The following is a 15,385-nucleotide window of genomic DNA, read 5'->3' on the forward strand; positions in this document are numbered from 1 at the left end:
GGGCGTGTCGTTGGGCTCCGTGGGCCGGTGATGCGAGATCCTGTGGCATGCCTGTGTGTCTCGCGGATGATCCGATGGTCGATGCTGATGCGGTGTCGATGACGGACCTGGAAGAGTGGTCGGCCGAGTTCGACGAAGTTCTTGGCCGGCTCTCGTCGTTGTTTGTGCACCCGTCCTCGCGTCGGCATGCGGAGCAGTACGTCCGCGGTTTGCTCTCGCCGATCGCGCGTAAGAACGGGTGGACCATCGCCGAGTACGCCGGGGAGAAAGAGCCCAAGGCGATGCAGCGGTTCTTGAATCTCGCGACCTGGGATGCCGAGGATCTTCGTGACGTGGTGTGCGACTACGCGATGGAGCATCTGTCCGACCCGCGTGCTGTTCTGGTCGCCGATCCGACCGGTTTCGCGAAGAAAGGACGCAAGTCGGCCGGTGTTCAACGGCAGTATTCGGGAACGCTGGGACGGATCGACAACTGTCAGATCGGCACGTTTCTGGCGTACGTGACCAGCGGCCGGGAGCGTGTGCTGCTGGACCGTGAGTTGTATATTCCGGAAAAGTCGTGGTTCGGCGACCGGCAGCGGTGCGCCGAAGCGGGGATTCCGGAGGATCTGGAGTTTGCCACCAGGCCGCAGCAGGTCGCGGTGATGATCGACCGGGCTCGTGATCGTGGCGTGCCGTTCGCGTGGTTCGCCGCGGACGAGGAGTTCGGCCAGAACCCCGGACTGCGCACCCATCTGGAAAAGGCGGGGATCGCGTATGTGATGGCGATCCCGAAGACGACCGAGTTCACCGATATCGCCGGAGCGACCGCGAGCATCAGCGAGCGAGCCGGTCGGCTGGCGCCGCACGCCTGGCAGCGTCGCGCCTGCGGGATCGGCACCAAGGGTTTCCGGGTCTATGACTGGGCGCTGCTCGAGTCCGACGTCGCGGATCATCAGTATCTGATCCGCTGCTCGATCGACGACGGCGAGCTCGCCTTCTATCACTGCTACAACCCGCGCCGGGAAGGTTTCGGCGAGCTCGTGCGGGTCGCCGGAGCACGGTGGCCGATCGAAGAATGCTTCGAAGCCACCAAAGGCGGTGTCGGCCTGGACGACTACCAGGTCCGGCTTTACCACGCCTGGTATCGGCACGTCACCCTCGCGATGCTCGCGCACGTCTTTCTCACAGTCTGCGCCCATCAGCACGCAAACAAAAAAGGGAAGGCGAATCCCCGTCCGGTGAGCAAGGAACCGCAAGATCAACGATAGTCGAGGCGCCCTCAACGCGGCGACAACATAGGAGAATGATCCCGCTCACCATCGCCGAGATCGCACGCCTGTTCAACGTCATCGGCCAAGCGGCGGAAGCCATCCAGCACACACTGCACTGGTCCCGCTTCCGCCGCCAGCACCAAGCCGAGGCCCGCCGTCACCACTTCCGGCGACGCCTCAAGACCCAAGCTTTAGCCCTGTAGTACTAGAAGGACGGGACGCGATGCCGCGCAGCACCTGGGAAGCCTTGCCCGCCGCGGTGCAAACCGCGATCGAACGCGAAACCGGCCACGTACACAACGCCGCACTTCCCGACGCAGGCCGCAACTCCGACTTCTCCGCCACCCTGCACACCGAGACCGGCACCATCTTCTGCAAGGGCATCGCCAACGCAGACGGCAAGCGCGGCCGCATGCACCGCCACGAAGTCGCGGTCAATCCAGTCCTGCCGCACGCGGTCGCTCCTCGCCTGCTGTGGCACACCGAAGCCGACGGCTGGCTTCTGCTCGGCTTCGAGCACTCTCCCGGCCACCACGTCGACCTCTCCCCAGGCTCCGCCGACCTGGAACCGGTGCGGGATGCCGTCACGGTGATGACAGCCGGCCTGAGCACGGTGCCCGTCGACGCACCGCCCCTGACCGAGCAGTGGGCCAGGCTGGCTGCCTGGCGACGTCTCGCCAAGGACATTCCCGACGATCTCGATCCGTGGGCCCTAGACCACATCGACGAGCTGACGAGCTGGGAGACCACCGCGGTCGAGCACGTCACGGGCAGCACGCTTGCCCACACCGACCTGCACGCCCTGAACCTGCTCACCAACGACGGAAGAGTCCGCATCGTCGACTGGGCCTGGTCGCGAAACGCCAATGCGGCAGTCGATCCGGCCTTCCTCGTCACCCGCCTCATCGAGGCCGGCCACGATCCCGCGGCTGCGGAGACCTGGGCGGAGCAGCTCCCGCTCTGGCAGCAAACCCCGGCCGAAACCAAGACGGCTTTCGCAGTCGCGATCTGGGGCATCTGGGAGTACCTCGAACGTCATCAGCCGCTGGCTCACCGCGCCGCTCTCACCGCGGCGGCCCGATCATGGGCTCGTCACCGCCTCGATCTATGATCTCATCCGTGGCGGGTGATGACAAGGCAGGCCGTTGCGGCGCATGGCGATCCGGGCACGGAACGACTTGGCGACCGGGCCGTCCGGTAGCGGAGCCGTCCACCGGTACGAGGGTGCACGGGCCGTCGCGGCCGCCACGAGCGTGCGGCCGAAGCCGAGGCGCCGATAGTCGGCCGCGACGTGGACGTAGTCGAGAGTGGCCCCTCGGCAGCTCACGCACGGGCTGGCGGTCACCGCACCGACTTCGGTGCCGTCGAGATGGAGTTCGATCCGGCCTGCCCGCGTTCCCGCAACCGGTGCGTGAGCGACCAGGACGAGCCCGTCGCCAGGGGCTGCGCCGGGCTCGTACTGAACCGTGACGTCGAGGTGCGCCCACTCGGCGAGGCGCCGGGCTCCGGGATCGCAGCCGTCCTGTGCTCGGCAGACCTCGCAGAGGGTGCCGTGCAGCCGGTAGCGGTGGCTGTAGGGCTTGAGCTTGTCGTAGAGGTCCAGGTCGAGCCGGTGGCCGCGCAGGCAGGCGACGAGGTTGCCGGTCGCCGGCCGGATCGGAATCAGCCTCCCGAACTCGCCACGCGTACCCGACCGGACGGCCCCGCCGGTGTGGTCGATCATCCGGCGACCTCGCTGCGCCCCCGGCCGACGGACGCCTTCACGGCGATGGTGACTGCACCGCCGCGGCCCGGGAGTCCCAGCGCGACTGTGCGCGGGCGAGCCGCAGCACCGCGGCCGCGGCTGGTCGCGACGACGTCACGGAAGTCCAGATGGCCGAAGCCGTCGTCGGCGAGACCGCGCCACCGGCGGTTCGACACGCGCAGCTCGAGGTCGGCGCCGGGCCACGGCCCCGCAGCGAGCAGGACCGCGCCCCGGTTACGGACCCGTCCGGCCAGCCGGCGCGCGAGCTGCGGCTGCATGCCGCGCGCGATCGTCGGGCCGAGCACGACCAGATCGAACCCGTCGATCAGGGCCGACAGCACCGCGGCGACCTCGGCCCCGGGATCGGGGATGAGAGCGAGCCGATCGAGCTCGACGCCCAACTCCACGGCTGCCACCACGCCGATGTCCGGCATGCCGGTGATCGCCGCCCAAGATCCCTCGCGGGTGGCTTCGACGAACAACGCGAGAACCAGCGCGGTCGAGCCCGAGACCGACACCGCACTGCCGCGCCGCAACCCACCTGGCACCAGCTCGGCCAGCGCCGGCGCCAAGGGCAGAGAGCCGGTTGATGCCGACCGTCCAGGCTCGGCTCGCCTAGCTGAGCGGCCGTGCGGACGCCAGGGATCGCCGCGAGCCCTGCGACTGCCTTCGGTACCACCACCACGCACCTCCAGCACCACGAACACGCACCGGAGACGCCCGCGTGGGAAGCCACGAGCAAACCCGAATTCATCGAACACTTGTTCGGATACTGCGGGGTAGCGCAGACGCTGTCAAGTCGACACGGTCGAGTCACCCCTCCACGATCGGGCCTGTGACACAGAGCAAGCGAGCCAGCCCAGAGAGCGCAGGGTGCGCGCCCGGGTCTCGACACGCTCAGCGGCAGCCGGCAGTGACCCGATAAGCGGCAATTCTGATTCGCAGGCCGCGCAGATGGACCAAGTCGATGACGAAAGCCGAGGCAGGCCGATAGCCCGCGGCCGCCCCCTCGGCCCGGCAAGGCCCGCCCAGATAAACGATCTCGTCTTCCGCGTCATACCGCGGCTCCAACCAGACCGCAGCCTCCCCAGCCCCGACGTCCCGTCGACGCGCCCGGGCCAGCCAGTAGATCGGCTGCTTCATCAGCTCGCCCAGCACCTTTTCGAAAGCCGGGAGGTCGCCCACGGCCATCGCCAGCCCGTGACCGCTCCACACCCGCGGCGCCCAGTAGCCGCCGACGGAGGCGTGCGTGAAGCTCGCAGTGTCGCCGGACGCGGTCATCGTCCAGTCGGCCACCGTGATGGTGATGGACATGAGGGCTCCTTGCGGTCGCGGCCCCAGGTTCGACACACCGTAGTGGATCACGCCCATCCGGTGACACCGCTGATGGCACGTGGATGGTGCGCCACCCGGCGAGTACCCGCCACCGACCGAGGTCGGCGGCGGGTGCAGGTCGTCAGCCTAAGCGTTGTTCACTCGGTATTTACCCAAGGATCACCAATAGACACTGCTCGTGCGAGGCTGGAGGCATGATCGATCAACTGCCCGAAAGGCCGGTACCGCGATCTGTGGCCGAACTGGCCACAGATCCCGCGTGGACAGTCACCCGCACCGGGACGAGCGGTCACTGGCTCACCGCGGAGCGGGTTGTCGAGCAGAACGGGCGCCGCCGACTTGTCGGGCTCACGCCGATCTCGCCGGACACTGTTGCCGTCATGCTGTGGTCTGACGGCGAGGTCGTCGAGCACGTGCGCGGCAGCGAAGCCGAAGCCTGCACGACCGCACACCGCTGGGTCGCGAAGCTTCTGGCCGAACAGCTGTGAGCAGGGGCTGGCCGTGCCGGGCACAACCTTGACCTCGGCTCAATCAGATCTTGTAGAAGTCCGTGTAGTGGTTGGGCGAGAACCACACCACGCCGGTGGTCAGGTCGACGATGATCCGGTAGGCGTCCCGGGCCGCGCCGCACGTGCGCGGGTAGACGTCGAACTCGCGGAAAGAGTGGCCGGCCGGCAGTTCGCCTTCGCGGTTGGAGTAGGTGCCGCCCGCGTAGTTGCACTTGCCGCCGGGCCAGTCGTACCAGCCTCGGGTGCCGGGGTAGCCCTTGCTCTGCCAGGTCGTGTTGGCCGAGCGGGCATCCGTGCAGCGGGTCTGTGTGCAGGAGCTGTAGACGGTGGCGTCGGCGACCGTGGTGTTGACACCGAGCGTGGCCGCCACCGCGGTGACGGTCACGGCCAGCCGCTGCGCAGTCCGGGAAAGCAGAGAAGCGGGCACGGAACCTCCTCGTCACGTACGGGCACCGGAATGGTCGCTGCCACACTTCGCCGGGAGGCGACCGGGAACGGGCCGATCCGGTGAACTTCCGGCGACGGGACGTTGCTACATGCCGAAAACTCCGTCTGCCACGAGGTTCTGCCCGTTCCAGAGCCAGCGCGGTATTCCGGTGCATCACACGGGAGCGGGACCGCACAGCGGTTGCCAACCCGACTTGCCCACGATCGCCGCCACGATCAGACCTGGCAAGCTGATGGCTGGCACGTTGCCGGGACGGATTTCGGTATCGCCTCAACAGAATCGCCACTCACGTTCCGCGAGCTAATCCTCGACGCCTGGAATGTAGGTAACCCGCCGGTCAAGCATGCGCACCGGAAAGTCCTTCGTCGCAGTTCTCTCGTGGCTATCCATGTACCAAACCGGGCGGAATCCCCACGCGATTGCCACATCGCGCTTGAGGACCACCGCCCACGGCTCGTAAGGGCCTCGGCCAGTCACTCCAGTGCTGAACAACGCTGCCAGGCCGGCGCCGGATGCCTCGGACGCGCACACCACGGGACCCACTGTGCCGATGGTTTTGAAATCCTGAGTATAGCTGCAAGTCAATATCTTGGCCAGCCAACCCTCTGGGCTTACCGGGACATTAAGGGGCGGCGAGTAGACCCCGCGCGGCCGTCCGGTGAAGTGCACCAGATACGGAGGGAGGTCAGGGTGTTGGCCTACCCCGAACTGCTGAACCACGGGCGCCCACTCCTCACGTCGTCCGCGACCGGCGAGCGCATCCCCACCTGCGACATAGATCGCGTCGGGCCGGTCCGAAGGTTTCCACACCCACCATTACGATCCGGCCGCGCTCGACCAGGCCGGCAGCTAGCGAGTTCCTCAGCGACGTAACACTTGCGAGGGCTCCATCGTCTGTCCACACATGAGCGGATTGGCTTCTCCTGCCTCCGAGCAGCTCACGCTCGGCCCGGGAGAGGGTTTTCGGTTCGCCGTGGGGTCGGCGGACGGACCGAGGTCGACGGCGTGGAAAAGTCCTTTCGGCGAAGACGCGTTCCGACGTCTACCTGGTGTCGCTGCCGACGGCGCACACCATGAAGGTCAGCTTCTACGAGTCCGGGCAGTGGCAACACTCCTATCTGTCGAACGTCGCCATGCAGTACGTCGACACCAACGCCGACCGGCACGTCGACCATTGGGATCAACCGCCACCGTTCGTCGAGGGCATGCGCCGCGGATACTGCGTGAGCGTGCCGCACACCGAGTTGCGCTGCACAGCCGACGACGGCGACGCGCAGGTGCGGTGGATCCCCGACCCCGGCGCGGGTTTCTGGGTGCACATCCACGTCTTCTTCCAGGCTCCAGAGCTCACGGCCGCGGTGGCGTGGAACGAGAGCCTGCTCGTCGGCGAGTTGCGGCTGCACGACGGTGGCAAGGCAATCGTGGTTGCGGGTCAAGCCCGATCCGGCGCACGCAATCCTGCTGGCCCAGTACCGGGACATGGTCCTGCAGAACCTCCGGGAGCAGGGTTTCGCCGATCGGTTCCCCACCCCTGTGGCGTTGATGTACGGGTGCGACGACGTCGGGACCCGAACCGTGACCGAGCTGGCCCTCACCCCGCCGCCGGTCGGCTTCACCCCGATCTGCTCGGCGCGGTACCACGCGCTGGACGGCGTCGGCATCCAGTTCCGGCAGGCTCGCGAACCCTAGACGAGCCGGATCACGATGCCGGTGAGTCCGCTGAGGACGCTCGCCGCTCCGGCCCGGACGGCCGCCGCCGCGCGAGACGGAGTGAAGGATGCCGGGTCGTAGCCCGTGGACATGCCCAGCCCCTCGCCGCGGAACGAGGCCCCGGGCCAGTTGGCAGCGGTGACGTTCGCCGTCGGCTCGGCCAGCTCGGCGCCCAGCACGAGGAACTGGCGGTCGAGGTGGTTGGCCGTGACCAGGGCCAGCGGGTCCACCAGGTCCTTGCCGGCGGTGATGATCAGGTCCGGCGCCAGTTTCACGGCCTCGCCGATGCTCTCGGTGTACCGGCCGGGATCGGCGGCGGTGACGGTCTTGAGGCTGACGCCCTCCTGTCCGGCCCAGTCGGTCACCGCGGCCGCGAGCGTCCGGGTCGGCCGGTCGACGCCCGCGGTCAGCAGCACCACCCGGTAGCCCGGCGACGGCCGGACGCCGTCCCAGGAGCCGGGGCTCGGTGTGATCGTCGCTTCCGGGGTCGGCGACGACGTGGTGAACCCGGGCGCGAGCGCCCCGACCGCGCTGGGGGCCGGATGCGGCGCGGACCAGTCGTCGGCGGAGCCGCACCCGACCGCCAGGACGGCGATCGCGGCCAGGGTGCCGGCGATACGAGTGCGCAAGCTGATCGTCCTTTCGGGAAACAAGCCGGTCCCTTCCTACCCGACGAACGGCGTCGCACGGCGTCCGTCGCCATCCGGTCGCCCGGTATTCGCCTGAGGTCCGCGAACCGTTCGCCTTCCGCCAGCAGTCTGCGGGACGACCGGAAAGAGGAATCCATGCGCCGCCGTCTCGTCCGAAGCTTCGTCGTTGCCGTGTTCGCGGGGGTGGCCGTGCTGCTGGGCGCGTTCCCCGCGCAGGCGCACGGCTTTTCGTCGACCGTCTACGCCGACCTCACCTCGCCCGGACGAGGTCACGTCCGGGCCGCGCTGGGCCTCGAGTACGACCTGCTCGTCGTCTCGGCCGCCGACGCCGAGCACGACGACCCGCTGTTCCGGCAGGGCACCGCGGCGTTCGAGAACCGGGACACGGCGGCGCAGGGAGCCGCGCTCAGCGCCCACGCCGCCTCGATCGGCAAGTACGTCACCGAACGCTTCCGTGTCACCGCCGACGGCCAAGGCTGCACCCCGCGGCAAGACGGCGGCTTCACGATCGAGCAACGCGACGGCGTGCCGTACGCGCGGATGGTGCTGGACTTCCAGTGCCCGGACGCCGAGGCGCACGAGGTGACCGGCACGCTGTTCCCCGACTCCGAGCAGTACGTCCGCGACACCAAGACGATCGTCACCTACGCCCTCGACCTGACCTCCGGCAGTGCCGCGCTCGACGCCCACCAGCCGTCGGTCTCCACGCACCAGACCTGGACGGCCCGGTTCGGGGAGTTCTTCCGGCTCGGCGCGGAACACCTGCTCACCGGGCTCGACCACATCCTGTTCCTGCTCGCGCTCATCGCGGGCTCGCGCCGGCTGCGCGAGATCGTGCTCGCCGCGACGACGTTCACCCTCGCCCACTCGGTGACCTTCGTCCTCGCCGCGCTCGGCCTCGTGCACGTCCCGGCCGAGATCATCGAACCGCTGATCGCGCTGTCGATCGCGGTCGTCGCCGCCTGGCCACTGTGGCGGCTCTGGCGCCGTCCGGAGGCCGGTGAGCTCGCCGGGAACAGCCACTTCAGCCTGGACCGCACCGGCTGGATCCGCCTCGGCGTGGTGTTCTGCTTCGGTCTCGCCCACGGCCTCGGGTTCGCGTCGGCGCTGGGCATCGACGCCGCGTGGTCGTGGACGCTGCTGTGGTCGCTGCTCGTGTTCAACCTCGGCATCGAAGTCGTGCAGCTGGCGGTCATCGCGCTGGTCTTCCCCCTGCTCGCCCTTCTCCGGCGCCGCTCTCCGGCCGCGCCGCGCTGGACGACCGGCGCGATCGCGGCCGCCGTGTCCGTCGTCGGGCTGACCTGGTTCGTGCAGCGGGTGGCCGGCGGGTGAGTTCTTCCGGCGTACGCCACCGGCCGTCCCGCCGTCGTTCACCTGGCCCACATGAGCGCCGTCAACGCTCTCACCGCCTCATTTCCGATTCCCTGACCGAAACGGACAAAACTTGATGAAGTTCCTGAGAACGATCGCGGCGGGCGCCCTGGGCGTCGCCGTGGCGTTCGGCACCGGCCCGGTCACCGCGGCCGCCGCCGACACACCCGTGACCCTGTCCGGCATCGTGCTCGGCGTCGGCGCCAACGAGTCCCAGCGCGTCCTGAGCTGGTACTCCTCGGCCAACGCCACCGAGGTCGTGCAGGTCGCGCCGACCGACCGCGTCAAGCACGGCCAGTTCCCGAAGAACGCCCAGACCTTCCCGGCCACCGTCACCGCGAACAGCGTCAACGGCGGCTTCAACGCCCACGCCACCCTCGACGGCCTCCGCCAGCACACCGCCTACTCCTACCGGGTCGGCTCCGGCGGCAGCTGGTCGCCGGTCTACACCTTCAAGACCCAGGACTTCCGCGGCGACTTCGACTTCCTGTTCTTCGGCGACCCGCAGATCGGCTCCTCGGGCAACGCCGCCAAGGACGGTGCCGGCTGGGCCGACACCCTCAACGTCGCCCTCGGCGCCAACCCGAACGCCGAACTGCTCGTCTCCGGCGGCGACCAGGTCGAATCCGCGAACACCGAGACGCAGTGGGACGCCTTCCTGGCGCCCGACAAGCTGCGCCAGTACCCGTGGGCCGCCACCATCGGCAACCACGACGTCGGAGGCAAGGCCTACGAGCAGCACTTCTGGACGCCGAACACCGACCGCTCGTCGGCGTTCTACAACGGTGACCCGAACGTCCGCTCGGGCGGCGACTACTGGTACATGTACAAGGGCGTGCTGTTCATCGACCTCAACAGCAACGCCTATGCCACCGGCGCCGACGAGGCCCACATCGGCTACGTCACCGACGTCGTCAAGAAGGAAGGCCGTAAGGCGAAGTACACCGTACTGGTCTACCACCACTCGATCTACTCGCCGGCCGACCACGCCAACGACGCCGACAACCAGAAGCGCCGCCAGGACTTCCCGACCGCGTTCTCGAACCTCGGCGTCGACCTGGTCCTGCAGGGCCACGACCACAGCTACTCCCGCAGTTACGTGATCAAGAACGGCAAGAAGGCCAACCCGGCCGAGCAGCCCGGCGCCACCCAGGTCTCCCAGGGCCCCGGCGGGGTCATCTACGTGACGGCGAACTCCGCGTCCGGCTCGAAGTACTACGACCTGACCGACCCGGACCCCACCAAGGACCCCAACTACGGTCCCGACCCGCTGAACCCGGACAACCACTGGGCCAACTCGGTCGAGAACCAGGAGCACGTCCGCACCTACGTCAAGGTCGGGGTGCGCGACGACAAGCTCGTCGTCCAGAACCTCCGCAGTGGCACCTGCGCCGCGCCGAACGCGGCGGTCGAGCTGGGCAAGGTCTCCTGGTGCGGGCCGGACAGCGGGGCCACGCCGGCGCAGCCGGTCGGCTCCACCGTGGACAAGGTGGTCATCCACTCCTACCGCGGCCACGGCGGCGGCGGGTCGCCCGAGCCGGGCAAGCCGTGCTGGCTCGAGCAGCCGGCCACCGGCCCCGGGCGCACCATCACCGCGCTGAACTGATCCGCCTGCGGTCCGCGGGGTGGGCTCACCCGCCCCGCGGACCCTTCCCGACTTGGACTCCCCATGCACCCGATCGCCCGCGCCGTCGTGAGCCTGCTGGCCGCGGCCGCCTTCGCCGGAATCACCGCCGGACCCGCCGCCGCCCAAGACGAGGCACCGTGGACGGTCGCGACGGCGGCCAACGACCTCGGCACCGACCGCGACAACTACAGCTACACCGCCGCAGCGGGTGAACGCATCGACGACGGCCTCGTGATCACCAACCACGGCACGATCCCGCTCGAGCTGGCCGTCTACGGCGCGGACGCCTTCACCACCGGCGCCGGGCAGCTCGACCTGCTCGCCAAAGGAAAGCCGCCGACCGGCGTCGGCGCGTGGGTCCACCCGAACCGCGACCGCGTCGCCGTCCAACCCGGACAGACGACCGAAGTCCCGTTCACCGTCGCCATCCCGGTCGGCGCCCCGTCCGGTGACCACGTGGGCGGCATCCTGACCTCGATGACCCAGGGCGACGTCGAACGCCGCGTGGGCATCCGGATCCGGGTGCGCGTCGGCGGCGACCTGCGACCGAGCCTGTCGGTCGACACCGCGGACCTGGGCTACTCGGGAACCGCGAACCCGTTCGGAGCGGGTGACGCCACCCTGACCTACACGATCCACAACACCGGCAACGCCGTCCTCGCGGCACGACAGTCCGCATCCGTCACCGGGCCGTTCGGGAGCTGGGCCGTTCCGGCCGGCGCCGTTCCCGACTCGCCTCAGCTGCTGCCCGGTGAAACCTGGAAGGTCTCCGTACCGGTCCACGGGGTCACGCCCGCGGTGTATCTGGCCGCGACGGTCACATTGGTGCCCCTGCTCACCGACGCGGCGGGCTCGACGTCTCCCCTGCCCGCGGCCGACACCACGGTCCATACCTGGGCCGTCCCGTGGACGCTGGTGGTGCTTCTCGTCGCGCTCGTTGCCGTCGTCGTCGGCCTCTTACGTCGCCGGCGAACCAAGCAACGGGAAGACGAGCACCTGCCCGAGAGGGACGAGGTCGCGGTCTGACCGGCCCCAGGAACTACACGTCGAAGTGCGGACCCATGATCACCGTCCGCTCTCGTGGAAATGCGAGCACTCCGCGGCGTCGGCCGATCTTCACCTGGTACGGAACGTAACGGGTGTTCAGGCCTGATCGAGCCGGGGGAAGGTGACCTCGTGCAGGATCAGCAGCACCGCCGCGGCGATCGGGATCGCGACGAGCGCGCCGATCACCCCGAGCAGGACGCCGCCGAGCAGGACCGCGACCACGGTGACCAGCGCGGGGACCTTGACGACCTTCCCGATGATCCGCGGGACCAGCAGGTAGTCCTCGAGCAGCCGGTAGACGAGGAAGAACCCGACGGTGGCCAACGCGACCGGCCAGGACACCGTCAGCGCCACCAGGGAGACGGTGATGCCGGCGATGGCCGTGCCGAGCACCGGGATCAGGTCGAGGAAGGCGACGAGGATCGCCAGCAGCAGCGCGTACGGTACCCCGAAGATCAGCAGCCAGCCGTACGTCACCGACCCGGCGATCAGGGAGATCAGCGCGTTGCCCAGCACGTAGCCGCCGACCTTGGCGAAGATCTCGTCGCCGATCAGGATCACCCGCGGCCGGCGCGAGTGGGGCACCAGCCGGTAGAAGCCCCGGCGGATGCGCGGCAGGTCCGCCAGGAAGTAGATCGTCAGCACGATCACGATCAGCAGGTCCCCCAGCGTCCCGAGCACGGCCTTGCCGGCCGACAACGCGGTGTCGAGCACCCCCGACCCGCCGCTGAGCAGCTGCTGCAGGTGCTGCTGCAGGCCGAAGCGGTCGTTGAGCTGCCCCAGCGGGGAACTGTGGTCCTGCAGCGTCTGCAGGTAGCGGGGCGCTTGGTGCGCGAACGCCGTCGCCTGCTCGACGACCACCGGGATCGCCAGGGCGAGGAACCCGCCGACGACGACCAGCAGGCCGAGCAGCACGGCCAGCACCGCGGCCCACCGCGGGAGGCGGTGGGTCACCAGCCACGACACCGCGGGTTCCAGGCCGATCGCCAGGAACAGCGCCAGCCCGATCAGCACGAGGGTGTCCTGCGCGGTCACGATCGCCTGGGCGAGCACGTAGGCCACGCCCACCCCGGCGGCCCCGAGCAGGCCGACGAAGAACGGCGACTTCCGGTCGAGGCGGCGGCCGGGTTCGCCCAGCGGCTGGGCCGGGGTGCTCAGCTGCGCGGCCTCCGCCTCCGCCTCGGCCACCGAGCCTTCGTCCTCGGTGTGGGGCTGGGCCACCAGGTCGTGGTGCCCCTCGTGCGCGGCATCCCCGCGGTCGTCGGGCTCGTCACCGGAAGACGCTGCCATGGTCGAGTCCCTCCGTACCGCCGGATGCCAACGGGCGCGAGTTCCCCCGTTCCGGTGGTTTGAAGCGGGACCGTCAAGACATCTTTCGCGACACTCAACTCCTGCTGTTGCTGAACAGGCCGGTCAGCATCTGAGTCTCACTGTCCGCGGTGCCGTCGCCCTGAGCTGGAGTCGAGGTCAGCGCGGCCCGGTCGACTTTGCCGTTGGTGGTGAGCGGGAACTGGTCCATCGCGGTGAATCGTTCCGGGACGAGATAGGGCGGCAGCTTCGTCGCGAGGTACTTGCGGAGCGTGTTCACCGGCGCTTGGGCCGGGGTGACGTAGGCGACGAGACGGCGGGTGTCGTGGCTGGTGCCGGTCGCGATGACGACGGCCCCCGTGATGTCTTGATGAGCGTGCAGGGCGGCTTCGATCTCGCCGAGTTCGACGCGGTAGCCGTTGATCTTGACCTGGAAGTCTTCCCGGCCGAGGAATTCGAGGTTGCCGTCCGGGTGGTAGCGGCCGAGGTCGCCGGTGCGGTAGAGCCGCTGCCCGGTCTCCGGGTGTGTGATGAAGGAGCTGGTGGTCTTGGCGGGGTCGCGCCAGTAGCCCATCGCGACGCCGGTGCCACCGATGTAGAGCTCGCCCGGTACCCAGTCGGGGCGTCGGCGCAGCGCGGGGTCGAGGACTTCGAAGCTCTGGTTGGCCAGGGGTGTGCCGTACGGGATGCTCGACCAGTCCGGGTCGACCGTGCCGATCGGGAAGTAGTTCGACCAGATGGACGCCTCGGTGGCGCCGCCCATCCCGATCAGCGTGATGTCCGGCGTCGACAGCCGACGCACCCGGTCGGGCAGGGTGACCGGGATCCAGTCGCCGCTCATCAGGACCAGCCGCAGCGAATCCGGTATGCGCAGCCCGCGGCCGGCGCTGTACTCGACGAGCATCTCCATCAGCGCCGGCACGCTGTTCCACACCGTGACCCTGTGTTCGGCGAGCACGTCGGTCCATTCCCACGGCGAGCGTTCCGTGCCCGGCGCGGGGATGACGATAGCGCCACCAGCGGCCAGCAGTCCGAAGACGTCGTACACGGACAGATCGAATCCCAGCGAGGACAAGGCGAAGACCCGGTCTGAAGGGCCGACGTCGAAGCGCTGGTTGATGTCGAGGATGGTGTTGACGGCGCCGCGGTGGCTGATCATCACGCCTTTGGGGAGGCCGGTGGAACCGGAGGTATAGATGATATAGGCGAGGTCGGACGGGCTTCTTTCCCACCGGATGGGTGGTTCGTCACCGGACAGGAAGCTCTCGTCGATGTCGAGGTGCGGGACGGGCAGGTTCTCGGTGACGCCGGGCTGGGTGACCGCCAGGGTGATCTCGGCGTGCGCCAGCAGGTGGTTCAGCCGCTCGGCGGGCAGGTCCGGCGACATCGGCACGTAGGTGGCCCCGGCGGCCAGGATGCCGGTGACCGCGAGGACCTGTTCCCAGCCCTTGTGCATGATCACCGCGACCATCCGGTGCGGACGGACCTGGTGCGCGAGCTGAGCGGCGCCGGCCCGGAGCTCGCGGTAGGTGAGCGTACGACGGGCATCGATGACCGCGACGGCGTCCGGCGTGCGCGACGCCTGCTGCCAGAACGGCCGATGGAGCAGTACGTCGGGGAACGCCTGAGCCGTGGCGTTGATCCTCTGCCGGACGCGGTCCTGTTCTGGCGGCAGGCATGCCCGTGCCGGTCCGGTCCAGGCGTCCTGGTGCTCGGCCAGCGTTCGTAAGAACGTCTCGTGAGCTGCGGTCATGCTGTCGACCATGCCGTCGGGGAACAGGGCGTCGGCGGTGTCCCAGATCAGCTCGAACTCGTCGACGTGATGGGTCAGCCAGGTGCCCAGGGAGAACGACACGGACGCTTTCACCTGGTCGTGGAGGTCGTGGGCGCAGTCGAGGAAGGACCGCCGCGGGTCCATGTCGACGAGGACCGGTCCGCCCGGCGAGGCGGTGAACGCGATCTGCTGGTGAGACGACCAGTCGGCCACGGTACGGGCGAACGCCGCGGCCAGCACCGCTTCGATCGGCAAGCCGTGCTCGTTTGCGCGGTCGGCCAAGGCCCGGTGAAGGGGTTCGGGCAGCTGCCGGCGACGTCGGCACATCGCCGGGTTCCGGACCGCGGCCGGATCGGTGACGAACGGCAGTTTGGCCGTCATGAGACGGTGGCTTCCTTGTCGGCCAGGGCGGCGCGGATGTCGCCCAGGGATCGCATGGTGGCCATCTCGGGGTTGCTGAACCGGACCCCGAACGCGTTCTCGATCTGCACCAGCAGCGTGACGTGCCGCATGCTGGTCCACCCCAGCACGGTCTCCCGGTCGGACTCGTCGGTGAAACTCTCCGCCGGTTCCCCGAAAACCTCGGCGAACACTTCTTCCAACGTCATG

General features: G+C 68.9%; 17 protein-coding genes. 8 read left to right on the forward strand and 9 right to left on the reverse strand.

Annotated elements, in window-relative coordinates; all coding sequences use genetic code 11:
• The first annotated feature begins 74 nt into the window (after positions 1-74).
• Genes ACFPLC_RS08410 through ACFPLC_RS08420 form a run of 3 tightly spaced genes read left to right on the forward strand, consistent with a single transcriptional unit; the run spans position 75 to position 2,364 of the window.
• A complete protein-coding gene (locus tag ACFPLC_RS08410; protein WP_378205504.1) occupies positions 75-1,250 on the forward strand; it encodes an IS701 family transposase in 1,176 nt (391 codons plus the stop codon).
• Positions 1,251-1,285: 35 nt separating this feature from the next.
• Positions 1,286-1,456 carry a hypothetical protein gene (locus ACFPLC_RS08415; RefSeq protein ID WP_378205502.1) on the forward strand — a complete coding sequence of 57 codons (171 nt, stop codon included), beginning with the start codon at positions 1,286-1,288 and terminating at the stop codon, positions 1,454-1,456.
• Between the two features lie 20 nt (positions 1,457-1,476).
• On the forward strand, positions 1,477-2,364 hold the full coding sequence (locus ACFPLC_RS08420) for a phosphotransferase family protein (RefSeq protein WP_378205499.1): 888 nt from the start codon (positions 1,477-1,479) through the stop codon (positions 2,362-2,364).
• Here ACFPLC_RS08420 and ACFPLC_RS08425 read toward each other — a convergent pair.
• From ACFPLC_RS08425 to ACFPLC_RS08435, 3 genes are all read right to left on the reverse strand, one after another.
• Complete coding sequence (locus tag ACFPLC_RS08425; RefSeq protein WP_378205497.1) at positions 2,359-2,976, reverse strand: GNAT family N-acetyltransferase; 618 nt, start codon at positions 2,974-2,976, stop codon at positions 2,359-2,361. The genes ACFPLC_RS08420 and ACFPLC_RS08425 overlap by 6 nt on opposite strands.
• A complete protein-coding gene (locus ACFPLC_RS08430; RefSeq protein ID WP_378205496.1) occupies positions 2,973-3,569 on the reverse strand; it encodes a hypothetical protein in 597 nt (198 codons plus the stop codon). Before ACFPLC_RS08430 ends, ACFPLC_RS08425 begins: the two co-directional genes overlap by 4 nt.
• 325 nt (positions 3,570-3,894) lie before the next feature.
• Positions 3,895-4,311, reverse strand: coding sequence for a hypothetical protein (locus tag ACFPLC_RS08435; protein WP_378205494.1), 417 nt, complete (start codon positions 4,309-4,311; stop codon positions 3,895-3,897).
• 215 nt (positions 4,312-4,526) lie between these two features.
• Here ACFPLC_RS08435 and ACFPLC_RS08440 point away from each other — a divergent pair, with 215 nt between their 5' ends.
• Complete coding sequence (locus ACFPLC_RS08440) at positions 4,527-4,820, forward strand: hypothetical protein (RefSeq protein WP_378205491.1); 294 nt, start codon at positions 4,527-4,529, stop codon at positions 4,818-4,820.
• A 43-nt stretch (positions 4,821-4,863) separates the two neighbouring features.
• Here the strand turns inward: ACFPLC_RS08440 and ACFPLC_RS08445 are convergent, their stop codons facing one another.
• Positions 4,864-5,268, reverse strand: coding sequence for a ribonuclease domain-containing protein (locus tag ACFPLC_RS08445; protein ID WP_378205488.1), 405 nt, complete (start codon positions 5,266-5,268; stop codon positions 4,864-4,866).
• 1,201 nt (positions 5,269-6,469) lie between these two features.
• Positions 6,470-6,703 carry a hypothetical protein gene (locus ACFPLC_RS08450; protein WP_378235761.1) on the reverse strand — a complete coding sequence of 78 codons (234 nt, stop codon included), beginning with the start codon at positions 6,701-6,703 and terminating at the stop codon, positions 6,470-6,472.
• Here ACFPLC_RS08450 and ACFPLC_RS08455 point away from each other — a divergent pair.
• Positions 6,697-6,978, forward strand: coding sequence for a hypothetical protein (locus tag ACFPLC_RS08455; protein WP_378205487.1), 282 nt, complete (start codon positions 6,697-6,699; stop codon positions 6,976-6,978). The genes ACFPLC_RS08450 and ACFPLC_RS08455 overlap by 7 nt on opposite strands.
• On the opposite strand, the gene ACFPLC_RS08460 is transcribed toward ACFPLC_RS08455, so the two are convergent.
• Positions 6,975-7,628, reverse strand: a complete 654-nt coding sequence (locus ACFPLC_RS08460; RefSeq protein ID WP_378205485.1) for a type 1 periplasmic-binding domain-containing protein — start codon at positions 7,626-7,628, stop codon at positions 6,975-6,977. The two genes, ACFPLC_RS08455 and ACFPLC_RS08460, sit on opposite strands and share 4 nt — an antisense overlap.
• A gap of 156 nt (positions 7,629-7,784) precedes the next feature.
• Between ACFPLC_RS08460 and ACFPLC_RS08465 the strand changes: the two genes are divergently transcribed.
• The 3 genes from ACFPLC_RS08465 to ACFPLC_RS08475 all read left to right on the forward strand — a co-directional run bounded on the left by ACFPLC_RS08465 (position 7,785) and on the right by ACFPLC_RS08475 (position 11,673).
• Entirely contained in the window at positions 7,785-8,981 is a 1,197-nt protein-coding gene (locus tag ACFPLC_RS08465) for a HupE/UreJ family protein (protein ID WP_378205482.1), read from the forward strand.
• A gap of 115 nt (positions 8,982-9,096) precedes the next feature.
• Entirely contained in the window at positions 9,097-10,626 is a 1,530-nt protein-coding gene (locus tag ACFPLC_RS08470) for a purple acid phosphatase family protein (protein WP_378205479.1), read from the forward strand.
• Between the two features lie 63 nt (positions 10,627-10,689).
• Positions 10,690-11,673 (forward strand): DUF916 domain-containing protein, encoded by a 984-nt coding sequence (locus ACFPLC_RS08475; protein ID WP_378205477.1) that lies wholly within the window; start codon positions 10,690-10,692, stop codon positions 11,671-11,673.
• Between the two features lie 117 nt (positions 11,674-11,790).
• Here the strand turns inward: ACFPLC_RS08475 and ACFPLC_RS08480 are convergent, their stop codons facing one another.
• From ACFPLC_RS08480 to ACFPLC_RS08490, 3 genes are all read right to left on the reverse strand, one after another.
• Positions 11,791-12,984, reverse strand: coding sequence for an AI-2E family transporter (locus ACFPLC_RS08480; protein WP_378205474.1), 1,194 nt, complete (start codon positions 12,982-12,984; stop codon positions 11,791-11,793).
• Between the two features lie 94 nt (positions 12,985-13,078).
• A complete protein-coding gene (locus ACFPLC_RS08485; RefSeq protein ID WP_378205472.1) occupies positions 13,079-15,157 on the reverse strand; it encodes an amino acid adenylation domain-containing protein in 2,079 nt (692 codons plus the stop codon).
• Entirely contained in the window at positions 15,154-15,384 is a 231-nt protein-coding gene (locus ACFPLC_RS08490) for an acyl carrier protein (RefSeq protein ID WP_378205469.1), read from the reverse strand. Before ACFPLC_RS08490 ends, ACFPLC_RS08485 begins: the two co-directional genes overlap by 4 nt.
• Between the last annotated feature and the right edge of the window lies 1 nt (position 15,385).

This window comes from Amycolatopsis plumensis, assembly GCF_042652605.1.
Lineage (GTDB): Bacteria > Actinomycetota > Actinomycetes > Mycobacteriales > Pseudonocardiaceae > Amycolatopsis > Amycolatopsis plumensis.

What these genes read in the sequence shown, in the direction of transcription:
- ACFPLC_RS08420 (WP_378205499.1), top strand. Translation starts at nt 1,477, where the DNA reads ATGCCGCGCAGCACCTGGGAAGCCTTGCCCGCCGCGGTGCAAACCGCG.
- ACFPLC_RS08435 (WP_378205494.1), bottom strand. Translation starts at nt 4,311, where the DNA reads ATGTCCATCACCATCACGGTGGCCGACTGGACGATGACCGCGTCCGGC.
- ACFPLC_RS08410 (WP_378205504.1), top strand. Translation starts at nt 75, where the DNA reads ATGGTCGATGCTGATGCGGTGTCGATGACGGACCTGGAAGAGTGGTCG.
- ACFPLC_RS08475 (WP_378205477.1), top strand. Translation starts at nt 10,690, where the DNA reads ATGCACCCGATCGCCCGCGCCGTCGTGAGCCTGCTGGCCGCGGCCGCC.
- ACFPLC_RS08465 (WP_378205482.1), top strand. Translation starts at nt 7,785, where the DNA reads ATGCGCCGCCGTCTCGTCCGAAGCTTCGTCGTTGCCGTGTTCGCGGGG.
- ACFPLC_RS08490 (WP_378205469.1), bottom strand. Translation starts at nt 15,384, where the DNA reads ATGACGTTGGAAGAAGTGTTCGCCGAGGTTTTCGGGGAACCGGCGGAG.
- ACFPLC_RS08415 (WP_378205502.1), top strand. Translation starts at nt 1,286, where the DNA reads ATGATCCCGCTCACCATCGCCGAGATCGCACGCCTGTTCAACGTCATC.
- ACFPLC_RS08485 (WP_378205472.1), bottom strand. Translation starts at nt 15,157, where the DNA reads ATGACGGCCAAACTGCCGTTCGTCACCGATCCGGCCGCGGTCCGGAAC.
- ACFPLC_RS08425 (WP_378205497.1), bottom strand. Translation starts at nt 2,976, where the DNA reads ATGATCGACCACACCGGCGGGGCCGTCCGGTCGGGTACGCGTGGCGAG.
- ACFPLC_RS08480 (WP_378205474.1), bottom strand. Translation starts at nt 12,984, where the DNA reads ATGGCAGCGTCTTCCGGTGACGAGCCCGACGACCGCGGGGATGCCGCG.
- ACFPLC_RS08470 (WP_378205479.1), top strand. Translation starts at nt 9,097, where the DNA reads ATGAAGTTCCTGAGAACGATCGCGGCGGGCGCCCTGGGCGTCGCCGTG.
- ACFPLC_RS08440 (WP_378205491.1), top strand. Translation starts at nt 4,527, where the DNA reads ATGATCGATCAACTGCCCGAAAGGCCGGTACCGCGATCTGTGGCCGAA.